The 19,151-nt window shown below is 52.4% G+C and carries 20 protein-coding genes; 12 read left to right on the top strand and 8 right to left on the bottom strand.

The features are described 5' to 3' along the window. Nucleotides 1-179 precede the first annotated feature (179 nt). Nucleotides 180-1,358 carry a formate-dependent phosphoribosylglycinamide formyltransferase gene (purT, locus tag EYY67_RS22880; protein WP_095921396.1) on the top strand — a complete coding sequence of 393 codons (1,179 nt, stop codon included), beginning with the start codon at nucleotides 180-182 and terminating at the stop codon, nucleotides 1,356-1,358. 101 nt (nucleotides 1,359-1,459) lie between these two features. Here purT and EYY67_RS22875 read toward each other — a convergent pair whose 3' ends face one another. Beyond that, nucleotides 1,460-1,639: a YoaH family protein gene (locus EYY67_RS22875; RefSeq protein WP_095921395.1), complete on the bottom strand. Its 180-nt coding sequence runs from the start codon at nucleotides 1,637-1,639 to the stop codon at nucleotides 1,460-1,462. 163 nt (nucleotides 1,640-1,802) lie between these two features. On the opposite strand from EYY67_RS22875, the gene pabB reads away from it, so the two are divergent. From pabB to EYY67_RS22855, 4 genes are all read left to right on the top strand, one after another. Next, nucleotides 1,803-3,179 carry an aminodeoxychorismate synthase component 1 gene (gene pabB, locus EYY67_RS22870; protein ID WP_131694449.1) on the top strand — a complete coding sequence of 459 codons (1,377 nt, stop codon included), beginning with the start codon at nucleotides 1,803-1,805 and terminating at the stop codon, nucleotides 3,177-3,179. 2 nt (nucleotides 3,180-3,181) lie between these two features. After that, a complete protein-coding gene (locus EYY67_RS22865; protein ID WP_207391113.1) occupies nucleotides 3,182-3,778 on the top strand; it encodes a CoA pyrophosphatase in 597 nt (198 codons plus the stop codon). Nucleotides 3,779-3,983: 205 nt separating this feature from the next. Beyond that, nucleotides 3,984-5,348 (top strand): L-serine ammonia-lyase, encoded by a 1,365-nt coding sequence (locus EYY67_RS22860; RefSeq protein ID WP_119826433.1) that lies wholly within the window; start codon nucleotides 3,984-3,986, stop codon nucleotides 5,346-5,348. A 317-nt stretch (nucleotides 5,349-5,665) separates the two neighbouring features. Further along, on the top strand, nucleotides 5,666-7,258 hold the full coding sequence (locus tag EYY67_RS22855) for an EAL domain-containing protein (RefSeq protein ID WP_131694447.1): 1,593 nt from the start codon (nucleotides 5,666-5,668) through the stop codon (nucleotides 7,256-7,258). Nucleotides 7,259-7,348: 90 nt separating this feature from the next. Here EYY67_RS22855 and EYY67_RS22850 read toward each other — a convergent pair whose 3' ends face one another. Next, on the bottom strand, nucleotides 7,349-8,908 hold the full coding sequence (locus tag EYY67_RS22850) for a TerC family protein (RefSeq protein WP_095921390.1): 1,560 nt from the start codon (nucleotides 8,906-8,908) through the stop codon (nucleotides 7,349-7,351). Nucleotides 8,909-9,500: 592 nt separating this feature from the next. Here EYY67_RS22850 and manX point away from each other — a divergent pair. From manX to mntP, 5 genes are all read left to right on the top strand, one after another. Further along, nucleotides 9,501-10,463: a PTS mannose transporter subunit IIAB gene (gene manX / locus EYY67_RS22845; protein ID WP_095921389.1), complete on the top strand. Its 963-nt coding sequence runs from the start codon at nucleotides 9,501-9,503 to the stop codon at nucleotides 10,461-10,463. 90 nt (nucleotides 10,464-10,553) lie between these two features. Next, nucleotides 10,554-11,351, top strand: coding sequence for a PTS mannose/fructose/sorbose transporter subunit IIC (locus tag EYY67_RS22840; protein WP_095921388.1), 798 nt, complete (start codon nucleotides 10,554-10,556; stop codon nucleotides 11,349-11,351). Between the two features lie 11 nt (nucleotides 11,352-11,362). Then, nucleotides 11,363-12,205: a PTS mannose transporter subunit IID gene (locus EYY67_RS22835; RefSeq protein ID WP_095921387.1), complete on the top strand. Its 843-nt coding sequence runs from the start codon at nucleotides 11,363-11,365 to the stop codon at nucleotides 12,203-12,205. Between the two features lie 105 nt (nucleotides 12,206-12,310). Continuing rightward, nucleotides 12,311-12,769: a DUF986 family protein gene (locus tag EYY67_RS22830; protein ID WP_119826437.1), complete on the top strand. Its 459-nt coding sequence runs from the start codon at nucleotides 12,311-12,313 to the stop codon at nucleotides 12,767-12,769. 212 nt (nucleotides 12,770-12,981) lie between these two features. Continuing rightward, nucleotides 12,982-13,554: a manganese efflux pump MntP gene (gene mntP, locus EYY67_RS22825; protein WP_131694446.1), complete on the top strand. Its 573-nt coding sequence runs from the start codon at nucleotides 12,982-12,984 to the stop codon at nucleotides 13,552-13,554. Here mntP and rlmA read toward each other — a convergent pair. Further along, on the bottom strand, nucleotides 13,546-14,367 hold the full coding sequence (gene rlmA, locus EYY67_RS22820; protein ID WP_095921384.1) for a 23S rRNA (guanine(745)-N(1))-methyltransferase: 822 nt from the start codon (nucleotides 14,365-14,367) through the stop codon (nucleotides 13,546-13,548). The genes mntP and rlmA overlap by 9 nt on opposite strands. A gap of 148 nt (nucleotides 14,368-14,515) precedes the next feature. Between rlmA and pgeF the strand changes: the two genes are divergently transcribed. Next, on the top strand, nucleotides 14,516-15,217 hold the full coding sequence (pgeF, locus tag EYY67_RS22815) for a peptidoglycan editing factor PgeF (RefSeq protein ID WP_095921383.1): 702 nt from the start codon (nucleotides 14,516-14,518) through the stop codon (nucleotides 15,215-15,217). Between the two features lie 59 nt (nucleotides 15,218-15,276). Here the strand turns inward: pgeF and cspE are convergent, their stop codons facing one another. The 3 genes from cspE to EYY67_RS22800 form a co-directional block, all read right to left on the bottom strand. After that, nucleotides 15,277-15,486, bottom strand: a complete 210-nt coding sequence (cspE, locus tag EYY67_RS22810) for a transcription antiterminator/RNA stability regulator CspE (protein WP_002221949.1) — start codon at nucleotides 15,484-15,486, stop codon at nucleotides 15,277-15,279. Nucleotides 15,487-15,527: 41 nt separating this feature from the next. Continuing rightward, entirely contained in the window at nucleotides 15,528-15,644 is a 117-nt protein-coding gene (locus tag EYY67_RS22805) for a DUF2627 domain-containing protein (RefSeq protein ID WP_071823629.1), read from the bottom strand. A 1,101-nt stretch (nucleotides 15,645-16,745) separates the two neighbouring features. Further along, the gene (locus EYY67_RS22800; protein WP_119826443.1) at nucleotides 16,746-17,735 is read right to left on the bottom strand and encodes an MBL fold metallo-hydrolase; all 990 of its coding nucleotides are present in this window, start codon (nucleotides 17,733-17,735) and stop codon (nucleotides 16,746-16,748) included. Between the two features lie 190 nt (nucleotides 17,736-17,925). Between EYY67_RS22800 and EYY67_RS22795 the strand changes: the two genes are divergently transcribed. Further along, nucleotides 17,926-18,210 (top strand): hypothetical protein, encoded by a 285-nt coding sequence (locus EYY67_RS22795; protein ID WP_095925098.1) that lies wholly within the window; start codon nucleotides 17,926-17,928, stop codon nucleotides 18,208-18,210. Nucleotides 18,211-18,270: 60 nt separating this feature from the next. Here EYY67_RS22795 and EYY67_RS22790 read toward each other — a convergent pair whose 3' ends face one another. Continuing rightward, nucleotides 18,271-18,507, bottom strand: coding sequence for a DUF4060 family protein (locus tag EYY67_RS22790; protein WP_013576199.1), 237 nt, complete (start codon nucleotides 18,505-18,507; stop codon nucleotides 18,271-18,273). Between the two features lie 135 nt (nucleotides 18,508-18,642). Beyond that, nucleotides 18,643-18,945, bottom strand: a complete 303-nt coding sequence (locus EYY67_RS22785; RefSeq protein ID WP_095921381.1) for a phage protein NinX family protein — start codon at nucleotides 18,943-18,945, stop codon at nucleotides 18,643-18,645. Between the last annotated feature and the right edge of the window lie 206 nt (nucleotides 18,946-19,151).

Genomic DNA, 19,151 nt, shown 5'->3' with positions numbered 1-19,151 from the left:
GACGCCCGCAGACTGCCTTAAACGGCAGAAAACGGACCGAAAAAATTCGCTAAACCCGGCTTTTCTCCCCGACGTAAATTTAGCGGCGATGCCGCGCAATCGTTTTCGTCGGCATTAATTTCAGATATACTGCGCGCCGAAATTCCTATTTTCCCTCACACAGATCTGGGTACGAAGCTATGTTAACCATTGGTACTGCACTGCGCACCGGCGCCACCCGCGTCATGTTATTAGGCTCTGGCGAGCTGGGCAAAGAAGTGGCGATCGAATGCCAGCGTCTTGGTCTGGAAGTGATCGCCGTCGATCGCTACGCCGACGCACCGGCGATGCAGGTCGCCCACCGCAGCCACGTTATTAACATGCTGGACGGCGACGCACTGAAACAGGTTATCGAAAGCGAACGTCCTGATTTTATCGTGCCGGAAATCGAAGCCATTGCCACCAGCATGCTGGTCGAGCTGGAAAAACAGGGCCACAACGTGGTGCCGTGTGCCGAAGCAACACGCCTGACCATGAACCGCGAAGGCATCCGCCGTCTGGCCGCTGAGACGCTGCAACTGCCGACCTCGACATACCAGTTTGCTGATAACGAAGACACTTTCCGTCAGGCCATCGACACCATCGGCTACCCGTGCATTATCAAACCGGTCATGAGTTCTTCCGGTAAAGGCCAGAGCCTGATCCGTGGTGCCGATCAGTTGCAGGCGGCGTGGGATTACGCCCAGCAAGGCGGCCGTGCGGGCGGCGGACGTGTGATTGTGGAAGGTCTGGTGAAGTTTGATTTTGAAATCACCCTGCTGACGATCAGCGCCGTTGACGGCATTCACTTCTGTGCGCCCATCGGCCACCGTCAGGAAGACGGTGACTACCGCGAATCCTGGCAGCCACAGCAGATGACCGAACTGGCGTTACAGCGCGCGAAAGACATCGCAGAAAAAGTGGTGAAGGCGCTCGGCGGCAAAGGTCTGTTCGGTGTTGAGCTGTTTGTGTGCGGCGATGAGGTGATCTTCAGCGAAGTGTCGCCACGTCCGCACGATACCGGCATGGTGACCCTGATTTCACAGGATTTGTCCGAGTTTGCCCTGCATGTGCGTGCGTTCCTCGGTCTTCCGGTGGGCAATATCCGCCAGTTTGGCCCGGCCGCCTCTGCCGTTATCCTGCCGGAACTGACCAGCAATAACGTCACCTTTACCGGACTGGAAAATGCACTGACCGGTTATAACCAGATCCGTCTGTTCGGTAAGCCGGAAATCAGCGGTAAACGCCGTCTGGGTGTGGCACTGGCGATTGCTGACAACGTGGAAGACGCGGTGGAACGCGCCAAACAGGCGGCGGCTGCGGTGGTTGTTAAAGGCTAAGCGATTCGTTGTTCTGAGTCGAAAAAGAGACGAAAAAAAAACCGGACGCCTGAAAAGGGTCCGGTTTTTCTTTGCGGGGAATAACCTCCCCGGCCAGCGACTTATTCGTCTTCGTCATCAAAAATGACGGTGACGCGATCGCCTTTGTGCGATTCGCGGATTTCTGCTGCTACGGTCGCAATGGCTTCGCCGCTGCTCATACCGGTTTCCATTAACTGGCGGATACGATCGGCGGCCTGTTCTTGTTCATGATGCGATAATGAAGGCATACCTGTCAGCATGGGAGTGTCCTGTTGTACTGGGTGAAAATAAAAGCCCGCACGGTGCGCGGCTGCACAGTATACGCCTTATCAGCGCAATTCGCCTGCGCTGCTTTCAGGCCCTCCGATCTGTGTTAGGATCCGGATAAAATACGCCATCGCGCCAGAGAATCTCAGACCTGTCATGCAATCCGCTCAATCCGTTGTTTTTCATTCATTGCCTTATCAGCCCGATGCCTTAACAGAACGCTTCGCGCCACTTTCCGCCCTGCCGTGGGCGATGTTGCTGCATTCCGGTTCGGCGCAGCATCAGCATAACCGTTTCGATATTCTGGTGGCCGATCCGCTGATCACGCTGACCACCCGCGGCGGCCTGACGCAGATTGACCACCAGGGCGTGACGGAATCGCGGGCTGAGGAGCCTTTTGCTTTGCTGGAAGAACAACTCGCGGTGGCAGGATTGCGGGCTGAAAGCTCTCCAGATTTTCCTTTTCTGGGCGGCGCGCTGGGGCTGTTTGGCTATGATCTGGGACGCCGTGTCGAAACCCTGCCTGAGACGGCAGAACGCGATATCGATCTGCCGGATATGGCGGTGGGGATATATGACTGGGCGCTGATTGCCGATCACCACTTACAGCGTCTGACGCTGATTTGCCACGGTGACGCCGCCGGACGTTTACGCTGGCTGGCGCAATATCCGCACGCGCCTTCTGCTGCTCCGTTCCGTCTGCGTGCGCCGTGGCAGGCCAATATGAGCCGCGAGGAATATGGCGCAAAATTCCGCCAGATTCAGGAATACATTCACAGCGGCGACTGCTACCAGATCAATCTGGCGCAGCGATTTTCCACCCATTACAGCGGCGATGAATGGCAGGCGTTCCTGCGACTGAATCAGGCCAACCGCGCGCCCTTCTCGGCTTTCCTGCGGCTGCCGGAAAATGCCGTGCTCTGCCTTTCTCCCGAGCGTTTTATCTGGCTGAAAGACCATCAGATCCAGACCCGTCCGATTAAAGGCACGCTGCCACGTTGTGAAGATCCGGCGGAAGATGCCCGGCAGGCGGAACGTCTGGCGGCCTCGGAGAAAGACCGCGCCGAGAACCTGATGATTGTCGATTTACTGCGTAACGATATTGGCCGCGTGGCGACGCCCGGCAGCGTGCGGGTGCCGGAATTATTTGTGGTTGAACCCTTTCCCGCCGTCCATCATCTGGTCAGCACCATCACCGCTCAGTTGCCGCCAACCTGTCATGCCAGCGCCTTGCTGCGCGCCTGCTTCCCCGGCGGTTCCATTACCGGCGCACCGAAAGTACGGGCGATGGAAATTATCGAAGAACTTGAACCGCAACGGCGCAACGGCTACTGCGGCAGCATCGCTTATCTGAGTTGCTGCGGCACGATGGACAGCAACATTACCATCCGCACCTTGCTCACCGCACAGGGCAAAATTTACTGCTGGGCGGGAGGCGGGATTGTCGCAGACAGTCAGGAACAGGCGGAATATCAGGAAACTTTTGATAAGATTGCCCGTATTCTGCCGGAATTAGGAGACATCCAGCCGTGACAATGCCGGAACAACTTGCGCCAGTAACGACATTCTCACCTGCCGTGGAGGCGTTCATTCTGCGCTTTCAGTTGCAGCAGCCGCGCCAGCCTGTACCGGCGTTGCGCGGAACCCGTCATGCCGCCGTGTTGATCCCGATTATATGCCGCCCCGAACCGACGTTGTTACTGACGCGCCGTTCTGATCAGTTGCGTAAACACGCCGGTCAGGTGGCGTTTCCGGGCGGAGCCGCGGATGCCACCGATGCCTCGATTATTGCCACCGCATTACGTGAAGCGCAGGAAGAGGTCGCCATCCCGCCCGAGTTTGTTCATGTATTAGGCACGCTTTCGCCGCAGGACAGCAGCAGCGGTTTTCAGGTGACGCCGGTCGTCGGTCTGTTACCGGTGGATGTGCCGCTGCATCCGGCGGAAGATGAAGTCGCCGAGCTGTTCGAAATGCCGTTGCAGGAAGCCTTTGATCTCGCACGTTATCATCCTCTGGATATTCACCGCCGGGGCATACATCACCGGGTGTATTTATCCTGGTATCAGCAGCAATTTGTCTGGGGACTCACGGCGGGAATTATCCGTCAGCTGGCCCGGCAGGTTGAAGTCTGACCTCTCTGATTACATTACGATCACACTTTTGCATCAAATAAGTTTATTTCATGCGAAAAATGAAACTTTTGCCTCTCAGCCCTTTTAAACTATAAGTCTGTCCATAAGAACAAGAGACCCGTCCATAAGGACAACCTCTGCTGTGTTCATTGATGGAAGTCAGGGATCCCGTTCCCTGCCGCAATCTATTACAGGAGTATTCGACGTGATTAGCGTTTTCGACATGTTCAAGGTCGGGATTGGCCCTTCCAGTTCCCATACTTTGGGCCCGATGAAAGCAGGGAAACAGTTCGCTGATGACCTGCTGGAAAAGGGCATGATGCCTGCCGTTACGCGTGTCGCCGTGGACGTTTTTGGTTCTTTGTCCCTGACCGGCAAAGGCCACCACACAGATATCGCCATTATTTTAGGCCTGGCGGGTAACCAGCCAGACACCGTCGACATTGACGGCATTCCCCATTTTATCCGCGACGTTGAGCAACGTGAGCGCCTGCCGTTGGGCACAACCCAGCACGAAGTCGATTTCCCACGCGATACCGGCATGGTATTTCGCGGGGAGAATTTGCCGCGTCACGAGAACGCCATGCAAATCCACGCCTTCGCGGGCGACAAGATGATTTACAGCAAGACGTATTACTCTGTCGGCGGCGGTTTTATTGTTGATGACGAGCATTTCGGCCAGCCGGTACTCGACGAAGTGACCGTGCCGTACAGCTTTAATTCGGCCAGTGAAATGCTGGCAAAATGTAAGGAAACCGGGCTGTCATTATCCGGTCTGGTGATGAAAAACGAGCTGGCTCAGCACAGCAAACAGGACATCGAGCAGTATTTCGAGAAGATCTGGCACACCATGCAAGCGTGTATCGATCGCGGCCTGAATACCGAAGGTGTGTTGCCCGGTCCGCTGCGGGTGCCGCGTCGTGCTTCTGCCCTGCGGCGGATGCTGGTGTCAAATGATAAACTGTCCAGCGACCCGATGAACGTCATCGACTGGGTGAATATGTTTGCGCTGGCAGTTAACGAAGAGAATGCCGCAGGCGGACGTGTGGTCACCGCGCCAACCAACGGGGCGTGCGGCATTGTTCCGGCGGTTCTGGCCTATTACGATCAGTTTATTCAGTCGGTCAGCCCGGACATTTATCTGCGTTACTTCCTGACCTCCGGCGCGATCGGTATTCTGTATAAAATGAACGCCTCTATTTCCGGTGCGGAAGTCGGTTGTCAGGGCGAAGTCGGTGTGGCCTGTTCGATGGCGGCGGCGGGTCTGACGGAACTGCTGGGCGGAAGCCCGGAGCAAGTCTGCGTCGCGGCTGAAATTGGTATGGAACACAATCTGGGTTTAACCTGCGACCCGGTCGCCGGACAGGTTCAGGTGCCATGCATCGAACGCAATGCCATTGCGTCAGTGAAAGCCATTAACGCCGCCCGTATGGCGTTACGCCGCACCAGCGAGCCAAGAGTGTCACTGGATAAAGTCATTGAGACGATGTACGAAACCGGTAAAGACATGAACGCTAAATACCGTGAAACCTCACGCGGTGGTCTGGCAATCAAGGTTCAGTGCGACTGATTTTGTCGCTTTCCTGCGGTGCATCAGGGTGCGTGTTTTTTAACCAGTTCACCGCAGGAAATACCATTACGGGGGAAGCAGGCAGCAATAAAACCTTCGCTAACAACAACCTGTTGTATTATCAAGATATAATAGTTGTGACACTTGCTTTCTACCCTGCACGTACGGCATGCTGATTTCCGCCTGATTTTTCCCGTTCAGAGCGCCCTGCGTTTTACAGCTAATCTCAATAATAATTTAATGGCTGTCACGCACCGGTAACCCCTTAAAAATAATAATTTTGACCTGCATTAATACGGGATAAAAGGATTAGAACGATGCTGTTCTCCCAGACCGGACTGGCGAAGTATCGCTACTATCGCATTGCGCTCGCCAGTGCAATGGGGATATGTACGCTGCTTCTGACCCTTGGCATTCGTATTTACGAACAAGCTCAGGTCATTGCCGAAGACCAACAACGCGTGGCAATTCACACCGTTGAAAAATTAGAAAAGTTGCTTGAGCCTGCTTCCCCGGCGGGAAGAACCCTTCCTGTCGATCAAACCCTCAGCTGTGCGGCGTTGCAACCCGTGATGCAGCAGACCGTCGCACGCATGCAGACGTTGCGTTCCATCAGCCTGGTCAGTGACGGCAAAATCATCTGTTCCAGCCTGGTGGGTACGCTGGATCTGAGCTTCAGTAAAACCCTGCCTTCTCTGGCGCAGGGTAAAACCCAGCTTGAACTTCGCGCGTCGAAATGGAGCCGCGTGGACACGCCGACGCTGGTGCTCTGGCAGCCGACTACGCCGGATAACCTCAACGGTGAACTGTTTGTTTATAACATCGGGATTTTGTCGAATTTCCTGCTCGAACCCCAGCCACCTTACGCCAGTCACATTGTGTTAAATGTCGGCAAGCAAAATCTCGAGTACGGTAAAAATACCATCGTCACCAACAGCGCCCTGCCGCAACCGCCGCTGCTGAGTTCGCAATCGAAGAAATATGATTTTTCCGTGTCCATTTACGGCGAAGAAGCCAGCACGCTGGCCTGGGGAGAACTGCTTTCCCATCTGCCGCTGTCGCTTCTGATCAGTCTGCTGACCGCTACGGCGGTGTATCTGCTTTCGGGAAGCCGTATCAGTCTGGCCTACCCGATCAGCCACGGTATTTCACACCGCGAATTTAAAGTCTATTGCCAGCCGATCATTAACAGCACGGATGGTCGCTGCATCGGTGTGGAAACGCTGATGCGCTGGAAAAACCGCCGTCAGGAATGGGTCTCACCGGATGTGTTTATTCCGCTCGCGGAACAACATGGCTTGATCATCTCGCTGACGCGCTATCTCATCAGAACCGTTGCCGAGAATCTGGCCGTCTTTCCGGCCACACCGGGTTTCTATGTCAGTATTAATGTCGCGGCACAGCACTTTAATAATATGGAAATCGTGGACGATATTCGCCAGCTCTGGCTGCCAGCGCAGCCTTCGGTTTCCCTGATGCTGGAGCTGACCGAGCGGACCCGTTTGCAGGAGTTGCGGGCGGCAGAGATTGCGCAGCTAAAAGAAATGGGCATTCTGCTGGCCATTGACGATTTCGGTACCGGCCACAGTTCACTGAGTTATCTCAAGACGCTGAATCCGGACGTGCTGAAAATTGACCAGGCCTTTACCGCGTCGATTGGTACCGATGCCATCAACGCGACGGTGACGGATACGATCATCACGCTGGCGCAGCGCCTCAATCTGAAGCTGATTGCTGAAGGGGTGGAAACCCGCGAACAGGTGGATTATCTGCGTAAACGCAAGGTCGATTCTTTGCAGGGCTATTATTTTGCCCGTCCGATGCCCATCGAAGTGTTCCCGATCTGGCTGGAGCGTTATAAGAAATCCACCCAGAATATGCCGTTGCAGGATAATCCTGATCTGGCCTGAAGGCAGGAAACCGGCTTTCCCTCACCCCTGCAAACGACCATAAAAAACGGCGACCGAAGTCGCCGTTTTACATACCGAAATAAAGCCCCGTTACTGGTCTTCATCCCATTCGTTTTCTGACTTCATCCGCGTAATGCGCACGCGCTCAATGCGGTATTCCGACACATCCAGGATCTCAAAGTGCAGCGACGCCATCTCGATCACTTCGCCCGCAACCGGCATCTGACCTGATTTTGACAGCAACAGGCCGGCAAGTGAGGCAAAATCGTCGTCAGGATTGACCAGCGTTTTGACGTCGAGGATTTGCTGCAACAGGTGTAAATCGGTCCCGCCTTTGGCAATCCACGCATCGCCATCCGCCACAACGTCCGGCGTTTCATCTTCGTCAGGGAATTCCCCTGCGATGGCTTCAAGAACGTCCAGCGGCGTCACCAGCCCCTGAATCACACCAAACTCGTTGCTGACCACCACCAGACGGCCTTTCGCCTTGCGCAGAACCGCCAGCAGATTGATGACATCCATGGTTTCCGGCACCACAATCGGCGGCGTTTTTTCAGCAAACGCCACAATGCTTTCACCCATTTCCAGCGCCACCAGCAGATCTTTCGCCCGCACCACGCCGATCACATCATCCAGCGAATGACGGCAGATCGGGAACAGGCTGTGCGGCGTATCCAGCAGCTGACTGCGGATTTCTGCCGGAGACTTTTCACAGTCGACCCACGAAATCTCGGTGCGCGGCGTCATGATGCTGCGAAGTGAACGTGAGGCCAGCGTCAGCACCCCGGTGATCATGTGACGTTCTTCTTCTGCGAAGGTTTCACCGGCAGGCAATACCACGCCCGCAGGTTCATCTTCATGCTCATTCTGGCGTTTCCCGCCCATCAGTCGCTGAATCGCCTCGGCGGTACGCTCACGCATCGGACGGCTGGACTGACTTTTCAGGAAATTACGGCGCGCAATCTGGTTGAACAATTCAATCAGAATCGAGAAACCAATCGCCGCGTACAGATAGCCTTTCGGAATGTGAAAACCGAAACCTTCCGCGATCAGGCTCAGACCAATCATCAGCAGGAAACTGAGACACAGCACCACCACGGTCGGATGATTGTTCACAAACCGCGTCAGCGATTTCGACGCCAGCAGCATCACGCCCATGGCAATCACCACGGCGGTCATCATGACAGCCAGGTTGTTCACCATGCCGACGGCGGTGATCACCGCATCAAGAGAGAAGACGGCGTCCAGCACCACAATCTGCGCCACGACGGCCCAGAAACTGGCGTAGCCGCGGTTCGGTGCGCCATGCTCATCATGCCCTTCCAGCCGTTCGTGCAGTTCGGTGGTGGCTTTAAACAGCAGGAATATCCCCCCGACCAGTAAGATCAGATCACGTCCTGAGAAGCTGAACTGCGCAATACTGAACAGCGGCGTGGTCAGTTTGACCATCCACGAGATCAGCGACAGCAAGCCTAAACGCATGATCAGCGCCAGTGAAAGGCCGATGATACGGGCTTTATCACGCTGTTTCGGCGGCAGTTTATCGGCAAGAATCGCAATAAATACCAGGTTGTCGATGCCCAGAACGATTTCCAGCACGACAAGTGTCAGCAAACCGACCCAGATTGAAGGGTCCATCAGAAATTCCATGTCAGACTCCGCAATGAGTGATAGAAAAAAGACGCACAAAAACGCGATACGCCAGGCTGTCAGATGACCGTCCGGGGGTATGAGCTGCAAATTCAGCGGATGAAAGCGGTTTCAGTGCGGCAGAAATCAGGCCCATTGGGGCAGATTTGCCGGGGATCGTGAAGGTGAAAAGCGAAGAATAGTGACGTCGGTGACAGTCCATAGGGAGGGCTGAGGCCCGGTACTCCTGTTCAATGATTCGGAAAATCACTCTATCAGGAATGATTATTTGAAGAAAGTGTGTTTTTTTACCTTCAGCATCATTTTGAAACATCTATGCTATTTTATTGTGCGGTGTGAAAGCGTATTCACAATACGTCGTTCAATAACGGACAGTCGTCACAAAAATTATTTTTTCGCACACTAAAATAAATCACGTCGTACAACCTTTTGAGGTTCTGCCACTTTACTGTTTCGCAGTCTTATCAGAAATTAAGGAATGCTAGTACGCAGGGAGTGCCCTGTCCGCCTCAGGAATAAAAACGGGCGGATATCATCAGCACCATTACTTATGTGCATAACTCTTTCCAAGAGTTAACAGAGGAGGTAGCGAGTGAGTATTGCTATTATCATCGGCACGCACGGGTCAGCAGCTGAGCAGCTGCTGAAAACAGCGGAAATGATTTTAGGTGAACAGGATAATGTCGCCTTTATTGATTTCGTTCCCGGCGAGAACGCCGAAACCCTGATCGAAAAGTACACGGCAAAGTTGGGTGGTTTAGACACCAGCAGCGGCGTCCTTTTCCTGGTCGACACCTGGGGTGGCAGCCCGTTTAATGCCGCCAGCCGTATTGTTGTCGATAAGGAAAATTACGAAGTTGTCACCGGTGTAAACATCCCGATGCTGGCAGAGACTTTCATGGCACGTGATGACAATCCTTCCTTCGCGGAACTGGTTGGCATTGCTGTAGAAACAGGTCGCATCGGCGTGAAGGCGCTGAAAGCCCCTGAACCTGCTGCCCAGGCCCCTGTTGCCGCCCCTGCGCCAAAAGCAGCCGCCCCGGCTAAACCTGCCGGTCCGAACGACCATATGAAAATCGGCCTCGCCCGTATCGATGACCGTTTGATTCATGGCCAGGTCGCGACCCGCTGGACCAAAGAAACCAACGTGACCCGCATTATTGTTGTCAGCGACGAAGTGGCTGCCGATACCGTGCGTAAAACGTTGCTGACTCAGGTTGCTCCTCCTGGTGTTACCGCACACGTCGTCGACGTCGCGAAAGCTATCCGTGTCTGGGATAACCCTAAATACGCTGGCGACCGCGTCATGTTCCTGTTCACTAACCCGACTGACGTTCTGCGTCTGGTTGAAGGTGGGGTGAACATTACCTCCGTCAATATCGGTGGTATGGCATTCCGTCAGGGCAAAACACAGGTCAATAACGCCGTGTCGGTCGACGAAAAAGATATCGAAGCGTTCCGTAAACTGAACGAAAAAGGTATCGAACTTGAAGTGCGTAAAGTCTCTACTGACTCACGCCTCAAGATGATGGATCTCATTAATAAGATGAATTAATAAGTGCATCGCGTTTTGCAGATTCCCTCAACGTTATCTGTCTGATGTGCCTGTTTATACTCAGCGTCCTTTGGTCATAGGAGAAGTGCAATGGAGATCACCACACTACAAATTGTGCTGATATTTATTGTTGCATGTATTGCCGGGATGGGTTCGATCCTGGATGAATTTCAGTTTCACCGTCCGTTAGTTGCCTGTACTTTGATCGGTTTTGTTCTTGGTGATGTGAAAACCGGGATCATCATCGGGGGTACTCTGGAAATGATCGCGCTTGGCTGGATGAACATCGGTGCTGCTGTTGCCCCGGATGCCGCCCTCGCCTCTATCATCTCCACCATTCTGGTTATCGCAGGCGGACAGTCTGTCGGTGCCGGTATCGCACTGGCTATTCCTCTGGCAGCCGCAGGCCAGGTGTTAACCATCATCGTTCGTACCATTACCGTTGCCTTCCAGCACGCAGCCGATAAGGCCGCTGAAAAAGGTAATCTGAGCGCGATCAGCTGGATCCACGTTTCGGCGCTGGTTCTGCAGGCAATGCGTATTGCTATCCCTGCCGTGATTGTTGCCGTTTCTGTCGGTACTGCCATCGTTCATGATCTGCTGGCCTCTATCCCTGAAGTGGTCACCAACGGTCTGAACATCGCCGGTGGTATGATCGTCGTGGTTGGTTACGCCATGGTCATTAACATGATGCGTGCTGGCTACCTGATGCCGTTCTTCTACCTCGGTTTCGTGACCGCTGCATTCACCAACTTCAACCTGGTTGCCCTGGGTGTGATTGGTGTGGTGATGGCAGTTCTCTACATCCAGTTGAGCCCGAAATACAACAAGTCTGCGCAAGCAGCGGCTGCACCGGGTGTTAACGATCTCGACAACGAATTGGATTAAGGGTGAAGGACATGGTTGATCAAACTGCAGTTAAAAAACTCACGGCCAGCGATATTCGCGGTGTGTTTATGCGCTCCAACCTTTTCCAGGGGTCATGGAACTTCGAACGTATGCAGGCGCTTGGCTTCTGCTACTGTATGGTGCCTGCCATTCGTCGTCTGTACCCTGAAAATAACGACGATCGCAAAGCGGCCATCAAACGCCACCTGGAATTCTTTAACACCCATCCTTACGTTGCAGCCCCGGTACTGGGTGTAACGCTGGCGATGGAAGAACAGCGTGCCAACGGCGCACCTATCGACGACGCGGCCATCAACGGCCTGAAAGTCGGTCTGATGGGGCCTCTGGCCGGTGTGGGTGACCCGATCTTCTGGGGTACTGTACGTCCGGTGTTTGCTGCACTGGGTGCGGGTATCGCGATGACCGGCAGCCTGCTGGGTCCGTTGCTGTTCTTCGTTCTGTTTAACCTTGTACGCTTGCTGACCCGCTACTACGGCGTGTCTTATGGCTACAAAAAAGGTGTCGATATCGTTAACGATATGGGCGGCGGCTTCCTGCAAAAACTGACCGAGGGGGCGTCAATTCTCGGCCTCTTTGTCATGGGGGCACTGGTTAATAAATGGACGCACGTTAACATTCCGCTGGTGGTGTCGAAAATCACCGATCAGACCGGCCATACCACCGTCACTACCGTCCAGACCATTCTGGATCAGCTGATGCCGGGTCTGGTACCGTTGCTGCTGACCTTCGGTTGTATGTGGCTGTTGCGTAAGAAAGTGAATGCGTTGTGGATCATCGTTGGCTTCTTCGCCATCGGTATCTTCGGTTACTGGATTGGCCTGCTGGGTCTCTGATAACCTCTGAAGCCGGGGAAATTTTCCCCGGCTTTTTTGTTTCTGTCGTTTGTCTTTTGCTGATTTTTACCTTGCTTTGCCTGATGGCTGTTAGCTGGAGTTTTCATGTCTGTTACTGATATCGTCCTCGCCCTTTTTACTCTCCTGTTGCTTGCCTACGCCATCTACGATGAGTTCATCATGGGCACCCGAAATGGCAAAACGCGTCTGCGGGTAAACCTGCGCCGCCGCAACCGGCTCGATTCGATTATCTTCATCGGCCTTCTGGCGATTCTGCTTTATAACAATATCCATGCGAATGGCACCGTTATTACCAATTATTTGCTGATCGGTCTGGCGCTGATTGCTTTCTATCTTTCTTTTATTCGCTGGCCAAAAATGCTCTTCAAACCGCAGGGTTTTTATTTCGCCAATACCTTCATCACCTATGACCGCATCCGCAGTATGAATCTTTCAGAAGACGGCATTCTGGTATTTGAATTAGAACAGAAAAAATTATTAATCCGCGTCAACGAACTGGACGATTTGGAAAGGATCTATAAAATTATGGTTGATAATCAATAGATTGAATATAAATCACAGGTTATCAGTTATAGCACAGCGCATATTCACGATAATTCCGTTTAACCCTGTAAATAGCAATGATGTTAAATACCCTGTCAGCAAAGGTGTTATTTCAACGCAAGAGGGTGTTATTTAAAAACCCTGTTTTATTTGGTGTTGTCCTGAATAAAAATGCTGTGATAAGGTGACGCCTTCATTTGAGGGCTATTCTCGTGAACTTATCCGCTACGCTTATTCTGGCTTTTGGTATGTCTTTGGACGCCTTTGCGGTATCCATTGGTAAAGGTGCCGTCCTCACTCGCCCTTGTTTTCGCGAAGCCCTTCGCACCGGCCTGATTTTCGGTGTCATCGAAGCCATCACACCGCTGATTGGCTGGGGCCTTGGCCTGGTCGCCAGCCAGTACATCATGGCATGGAGTCACTGGGTCGCGTTTACCCTGTTATTTCTACTCGGCGCGAGGATGATATTCGAAGGCTTAAAGGATAAGCCGGATGAGAACCTGACCCTGGCCAGCCGGCATGGCTTCTGGATCCTCGCCGCCACCGCCACGGGCACCAGTCTCGATGCACTGGCTATCGGGGTCGGGTTAGCTCTGCTCGAAGTGAACATCATTCATACCGCCTTATTTATCGGCATGGCGACCATGGTGATGTCTACGCTTGGGATGATGATAGGACGTTTTATCGGCCCGCTGTTAGGCAAATGGGCCGAAGTGTTGGGAGGCGTGGTAATGATCGGAATAGGCGCGAGTATCCTGCTGGAACATCCGGGATTTTTACACTGATACGCGCTGATGTATCCTGATCAGGAAATCAGTTTCGCACTCAAAGGCTGTCTGAGCCTTTAAACTGGCCATCACCTCCTCCGTTGCCCGCCAAGCAAAAGGCGTCATCTGCAACAAATCAAACGCTTCTGCGCCTGCAAGGGTCATGTTATAGGCCAGAGTCTCGGTGCTTATCCGTTCAAAACCTTCGAGTTGTTCATCCAGATCAGCGTGCAGTTGCACATCCTGATAAATCAGCCCTTTCAGCTGGTATAAATGTCGCGGCCCCGGTGCCACCGTGATCACCAACCCCCCCGGTTTTATCGCCCGGTGCAACTCCTGCGCCTTACAAGGGGCATAGATACGGATGACGGCATCCAGCGAGCCGTCGGCAAAGGGCAGCCGGTGGCTGGAGGCCACACAAAAAGACACATCGTGGTAGCGTTTAGACGCGTAACGGATAGCCACTTTCGCCACGTCCAGCCCGAAGACCTTCAGCGCCCGGCGTTGCATCAGCCGTCCGGCAAAGGCGGCGGTGTAATACCCTTCCCCGCAGCCGATATCCAGCAGCGTGTCCGCCGTCTGGGGTATCACCTCATCCAAGATATCCGTCAGACGGTCACGCAGAGGCTGATAGTGTCCGGCATCCAGAAAGGCCCGACGCGATACCATCATTTCAGTGCTGTCTCCGGGCTGCTTTGAGCGTTTGTGCTGCACGGGCATCAGATTGACATATCCCTCTTTCGCATTATCAAACTGATGATTAGCCGGGCAACGCCATTGCTGGCCTGCCAGCTCAAGCGGCTGGAAACAAAGTGGACACTGATAAGTCATGCGGAAAACCTGCAAGGAAAGTCTGAGGGAGCGAAAATTCGCGATAGTGCTAAGTCTAAAGAAGGTATCTGAGTGTTGCAACTGCTGGAAAAACCCGTCAAATGGTGGCTACACTGATGCCATCACATTTTACTCACCGAGACACGAGATGAGTGACCACTCCGTTTTACTCAGTCATATACCCGGTATTTTGCATGGCTTCGGCGACAAACAGGCTTTGCTCCCTGCGCATCTGCAGGCCTATGAAGCCTCCCGCCCGGAAAAAAAACAGGTTCATGGCACCCGCATTGTGGATGTCACGGAGGCGGGTCAGGAATGCGGTGAAGCCGATGGTTTCATCACCTCGAAGCCGGGCATCCTTCTGGCTGTGTTTACCGCTGACTGCCTGCCGCTGATTTTCAGCCGCAAGGATGGCAAAGAAGTGGCGGCGGTGCATGCAGGCTGGCGGGGGTTAATCGACGGTATTTTGGAAAAAATGGCACAGCGGATTAATCAGACAAGTGATACCGCATCGTGGTCTGTGGCGATCGGCCCGGCGGCGGCGGCCTGCTGTTATGAAGTCAGTCAGGAGCTGATCGATACCTTTATGCAGCGTCTTGATTTGCCGCCTTCACTCATTTCCCCCCGCCACCGGCATCTTAATTTGGCCGCCATTGCGGAAGCGAAACTTCGGGCGCTGGGCTTTGCCGATATCGACCTTACAGGTGGCTGCACTATTTGCTCCCCTGATGCGGCGGGCAGCGGCTTCAGATACACCAGCTTTCGGCGCAACAGCCATCAGCGGGCGAAAGACCCGTCACATCCGGGCATCAGCGGTCGTAATCAGCAATCGGGGATCATCATTCTCTGAGACTGTATCGCAGAGACAAAAAAACCCGCCTTGGCGGGTTTTTTTACAGCTGACGCTGCTTAGATTGCAGTTACGTTAACTGCTGACGGGCCTTTCTGGCCGTCCTGGATTTCGAACTCTACGTTCTGGCCTTCAGCCAGAGTTTTGAAGCCGTTACCCTGGATTGCAGAGAAGTGTACGAACACGTCTTTGCTGCCGTCAGCAGGAGTAATGAAACCGAAACCTTTAGACTCGTTGAACCACTTAACTTGACCTTTGATCTTTGCCATCTTGAGTATTTCCTTTGGATTGTTTAAACCGCCCTGCGGCGTTACATAGACAAACTAGAGTCGTTACTGCTTGAGGCACTAAGATTAGAATCGGCAGAGAAGCGGTATTCAACGTGAACGTCTTTACTCAGAACTTCTATACTGAAAATGCCACACATATACAGAACTGTACCTCGTTTTACCCAGATGCGTTATCACATACTCTGAATTCGATGGCAAGCCATTTTTAATCAGTGATGGACATGTCGCACATATTTGAGCCGGTTAAAGGCACTTCGTGTTCAGTTATGCTGAAATATGTTGATAGACATGCTTTTTTCTGCTTTGCAGTTTTACCTGCATATCAAACAAAACAATAACGACCTGTTTTGATTATTGATCATTTAATGCAGAACCGTAAGCGTAAAAATTAGCTTTATTTGAATTTTTATTGTCAGAGTCTGCCTGAACCGGCTCTCCCTGCCTGCCTTCTGCAGCGCTTGCCAGAGGGTAATCGCAGGGGTCACAGCCCGTCTGGCGGGCATGGTGGACACTTGTGCAACAGAACGGGCAACGGCTTGACGTCATTCCCTGGCAATATGACTGGTTATGCAATAATCAATTACGCCATAGATGGATAAAATGGTGCAAAACAAAGGGAGAAGCGAAATAAATGCACCTAAACTGTGCGCCTGGGCTGAGTGCCGGATAATAGCAAAACTTTTCTTTCCGCAGAGGCAGAGAATTCCAAACGGTCATTCCGTATCACGTCGATTTTTTATCCCGGTGTTTTTGACAATATAATGAATTAAAGTTTGCCACTTGGTTAAATCGCCATAACAGTTTGCAAACACCTTCCTTAGTCTTATTCAGATAATAAATATCGTTATAAAAAAATAATATTAATTACCGTGATCTGAATCGCATATTAGCGGTCAATATCCGGAAAGCGGCTCGCAGGTTTCCTCTTTTATCGGTTCACTCGTGGTGCCATGCAGACAACCCTCCGGCAGGATCACCCCTCAGCATAATCCGCTGTTTATCCTGATAAAATGCCAAGTCTCCCCGCCGGGAAAGCGCCAAAAGAGCGGATATAAAGAATTATTCTGCTCAGGGCGATACGGGTGTAGAAAATAATAGCGAGCGAAATGGTGTTGATTAACATTCCCATAACACCTACGGAGTGTAAGTGTTAGGGGAGATTTTATTTAAGTGATAATACTTCTCATTTAATGATTAATGTCCGGGCATTTATCACCGGATTAAGGACAAAATCTAATTCAATCTTTAGAAATACTTGACCCGATTTTTAAAGGTTTGAATTCCATTTCTGGCGACGCACTTTGACTTATCGCTTCCGCTAATTCTCGCAGAGGTTGATCCAGTGAATCATCTGCTAATTCAAAAACACCCCAGTGAATAGGGACGGCTTTTTGACAGCGGAGTTCAGAAAAAACGGTCACCGCCTGCTGCGGGTCCATATGCTGCGCGCTCATGAACCATCTTGGTGCATAGGCGCCGACAGGAATAGCCGCAAAATCAAAAGGCCCCAGACGTTTGCCGATGAGTTCAAACTGGTTGCTGTAACCACTGTCGCCGGAAAAGAAGAAGCGTAACGAAGCATTCCTCACTACCCATCCGCACCACAGCGACTGGTTGCGATCCCACAATGTGCGCATACTCCAGTGGCGCGCAGGCACCGCCGATAGGGTGAGATCGCCAAACTGATGCTCCTCCCACCAGTCGAGCTCTTCTATATAACGGGCTCCGCGACGCTCAAGCCAGGGTTTCATGCCTAACGGCACCATAAACTGCACATCGGGAAAACGTCGCAATAATTTGCGCACCGTCGCGCTGTCCAGATGATCATAGTGATTGTGTGAAAACAGCACGACATCAATCGGCGGCAGCTTTTCTACCGTGGCAGCCACCGGGGTTTTCCGTTTCGGCCCGTAAAAACTAAAAGGTGACGCGCGATCGGACAGAGCGGGATCCGTCAGAACATAGCGCCCTGCCACTCGCAGCAGCAAACACGCATGGCCTAAAAACCACAAACGATCATCCGTTCCGCTAAAATCGGCTTCCTGCCACCACTGGCTGATGAAATGGTCATAACCCTTTTCCGGCGGTGCGGGCAGCTGTTGTGCTTTACGTTCTTTGCGCCAGCGCCTGAGATCGCCCTCCTGCCGGTTATGCGGTTCAGTATTGGTAAAACCTTCAGGTGTGTGATGCGCTTTTGAGGGATCGTAATACGGATTTTTACCTGACATAGGACTCCACGGGATAACGATTTTCGTTTTAGACGGCAGTGCAAAACCATAATGAGAATTAATTAGCATACTTACTGAGCACACGACAGGATGAAAGTGAAAGATTATGTGCACGTTTTGTCGCGTTCAGAGGTTAAGGAAACCTTAATAACTGCGTGTTCTACTGGGGATGTTGAAAAGGAGGATACTCATGACCCGGAATACACAAAAAAGCCGCAAGGCATTTGCTTCGCGACTGACACATATCATGCAGATTCAGACACAGTACGGACGACTGTGGCTACGTTCACGCTTTCGCCGGATGTACATTCCGGCTTCACTGAAGATTGTGCTTCTCGCTTCGCTGGGACTTCTGGCCCTGGCACTAACCGGCACTCTGCTGTTGATTCTGGACGCGGTGGCGCTCGTCTCGGGACTCCTCAGACGCCCTTTTCGTCGCGGCAGTTTTCGCCCGCTGATCAGAAAGTCTGTATAACGCAAAACCGTGTCGGCTTGACCCGGCACGGTTTGAGTTTCAGAGAGGCATACCCGATTATCAGGCAGGCATACCACAAAGTTTGGTCAGATTTCTGGCACCGATCATGAGGGTGGCAACATAGGATTGTCTGCGGGTCACGACTTCGACCGCAACACGCGCATCTTTATATTTTATGAGATAGGTTGAGGGCCAGCCCTGGCGACGTTTACCGTAGGCTTTTTCATGACTGTCGATAGCTGCATGAGCAACCACCAGATGGGAGAGAGTTTTATCACCTTTAATGATGCGCTTCATAATGGACTCCGCCTTAGACACAACTGTCAAAATGAGGAAACATTAATCACTTGATACGCATCGCTTTATGCGACGCTTATTCGAATCACTTCTTTGCAAAACTTTGTCACAATCTGAGTATCTCCGCGCTTTTGTTTATACGCAAGTCTTACTAAGCAGGAAACATACCATTGCTGCACGAAGCGGCCTTTTACTTTGCGCCTGCCACTGTCCCTGAGGACTGCTGATCTCCGCCAGCCACAGCGGATCGCTGTGCAACTCTTTAAAATTAATGCTGATTTTGTTGGCGCAGATGATCGGCCAGGCGTCGGAGGGGTTGTTGCAGTAATCTTTTCCTTTCATGCCGCCATAGGGATACCACTTCTCTGGCTCCTCTCCGGTCAGTAAGGCAATGTTGTGGTTCACTTCACTGTCATTTTCTTCAGACCATTTGATCATCGGTTATTCCATCCTGCAAGGCACATGCGTGGAGACTACCGGAGGAATAAGACAGTTTTATGAATAAAAGCAGAAGGAAAAGGAGGAAAGGAAGCACGGAATGAAAAACCCGCCAGAAGGCGGGTTAACGACACACATTATCTTTCAGGAATAAAACCGCGCAGGCTGAGCGCAGAATCATCGTCTGCCTCAACGGGAGGAACGTT

This window comes from Rahnella victoriana, from assembly GCF_004330295.1.
GTDB lineage: Bacteria > Pseudomonadota > Gammaproteobacteria > Enterobacterales > Enterobacteriaceae > Rahnella > Rahnella victoriana.
The sequence above is the reverse complement of the archived record's forward strand: the minus strand, read 5'-3'. Positions and strand labels throughout refer to the sequence as shown.

What these genes read in the sequence shown, in the direction of transcription:
- EYY67_RS22795 (WP_095925098.1), top strand. Translation starts at nt 17,926, where the DNA reads ATGACCCGGAATACACAAAAAAGCCGCAAGGCATTTGCTTCGCGACTG.
- purT (WP_095921396.1), top strand. Translation starts at nt 180, where the DNA reads ATGTTAACCATTGGTACTGCACTGCGCACCGGCGCCACCCGCGTCATG.
- EYY67_RS22850 (WP_095921390.1), bottom strand. Translation starts at nt 8,908, where the DNA reads ATGGAATTTCTGATGGACCCTTCAATCTGGGTCGGTTTGCTGACACTT.
- pabB (WP_131694449.1), top strand. Translation starts at nt 1,803, where the DNA reads ATGCAATCCGCTCAATCCGTTGTTTTTCATTCATTGCCTTATCAGCCC.
- EYY67_RS22835 (WP_095921387.1), top strand. Translation starts at nt 11,363, where the DNA reads ATGGTTGATCAAACTGCAGTTAAAAAACTCACGGCCAGCGATATTCGC.
- EYY67_RS22790 (WP_013576199.1), bottom strand. Translation starts at nt 18,507, where the DNA reads ATGAAGCGCATCATTAAAGGTGATAAAACTCTCTCCCATCTGGTGGTT.
- EYY67_RS22805 (WP_071823629.1), bottom strand. Translation starts at nt 15,644, where the DNA reads ATGTGTGGCATTTTCAGTATAGAAGTTCTGAGTAAAGACGTTCACGTT.
- EYY67_RS22800 (WP_119826443.1), bottom strand. Translation starts at nt 17,735, where the DNA reads ATGTCAGGTAAAAATCCGTATTACGATCCCTCAAAAGCGCATCACACA.
- EYY67_RS22840 (WP_095921388.1), top strand. Translation starts at nt 10,554, where the DNA reads ATGGAGATCACCACACTACAAATTGTGCTGATATTTATTGTTGCATGT.
- EYY67_RS22830 (WP_119826437.1), top strand. Translation starts at nt 12,311, where the DNA reads ATGTCTGTTACTGATATCGTCCTCGCCCTTTTTACTCTCCTGTTGCTT.
- EYY67_RS22855 (WP_131694447.1), top strand. Translation starts at nt 5,666, where the DNA reads ATGCTGTTCTCCCAGACCGGACTGGCGAAGTATCGCTACTATCGCATT.
- cspE (WP_002221949.1), bottom strand. Translation starts at nt 15,486, where the DNA reads ATGGCAAAGATCAAAGGTCAAGTTAAGTGGTTCAACGAGTCTAAAGGT.
- pgeF (WP_095921383.1), top strand. Translation starts at nt 14,516, where the DNA reads ATGAGTGACCACTCCGTTTTACTCAGTCATATACCCGGTATTTTGCAT.
- EYY67_RS22785 (WP_095921381.1), bottom strand. Translation starts at nt 18,945, where the DNA reads ATGATCAAATGGTCTGAAGAAAATGACAGTGAAGTGAACCACAACATT.
- rlmA (WP_095921384.1), bottom strand. Translation starts at nt 14,367, where the DNA reads ATGACTTATCAGTGTCCACTTTGTTTCCAGCCGCTTGAGCTGGCAGGC.
- EYY67_RS22875 (WP_095921395.1), bottom strand. Translation starts at nt 1,639, where the DNA reads ATGCTGACAGGTATGCCTTCATTATCGCATCATGAACAAGAACAGGCC.
- EYY67_RS22865 (WP_207391113.1), top strand. Translation starts at nt 3,182, where the DNA reads ATGCCGGAACAACTTGCGCCAGTAACGACATTCTCACCTGCCGTGGAG.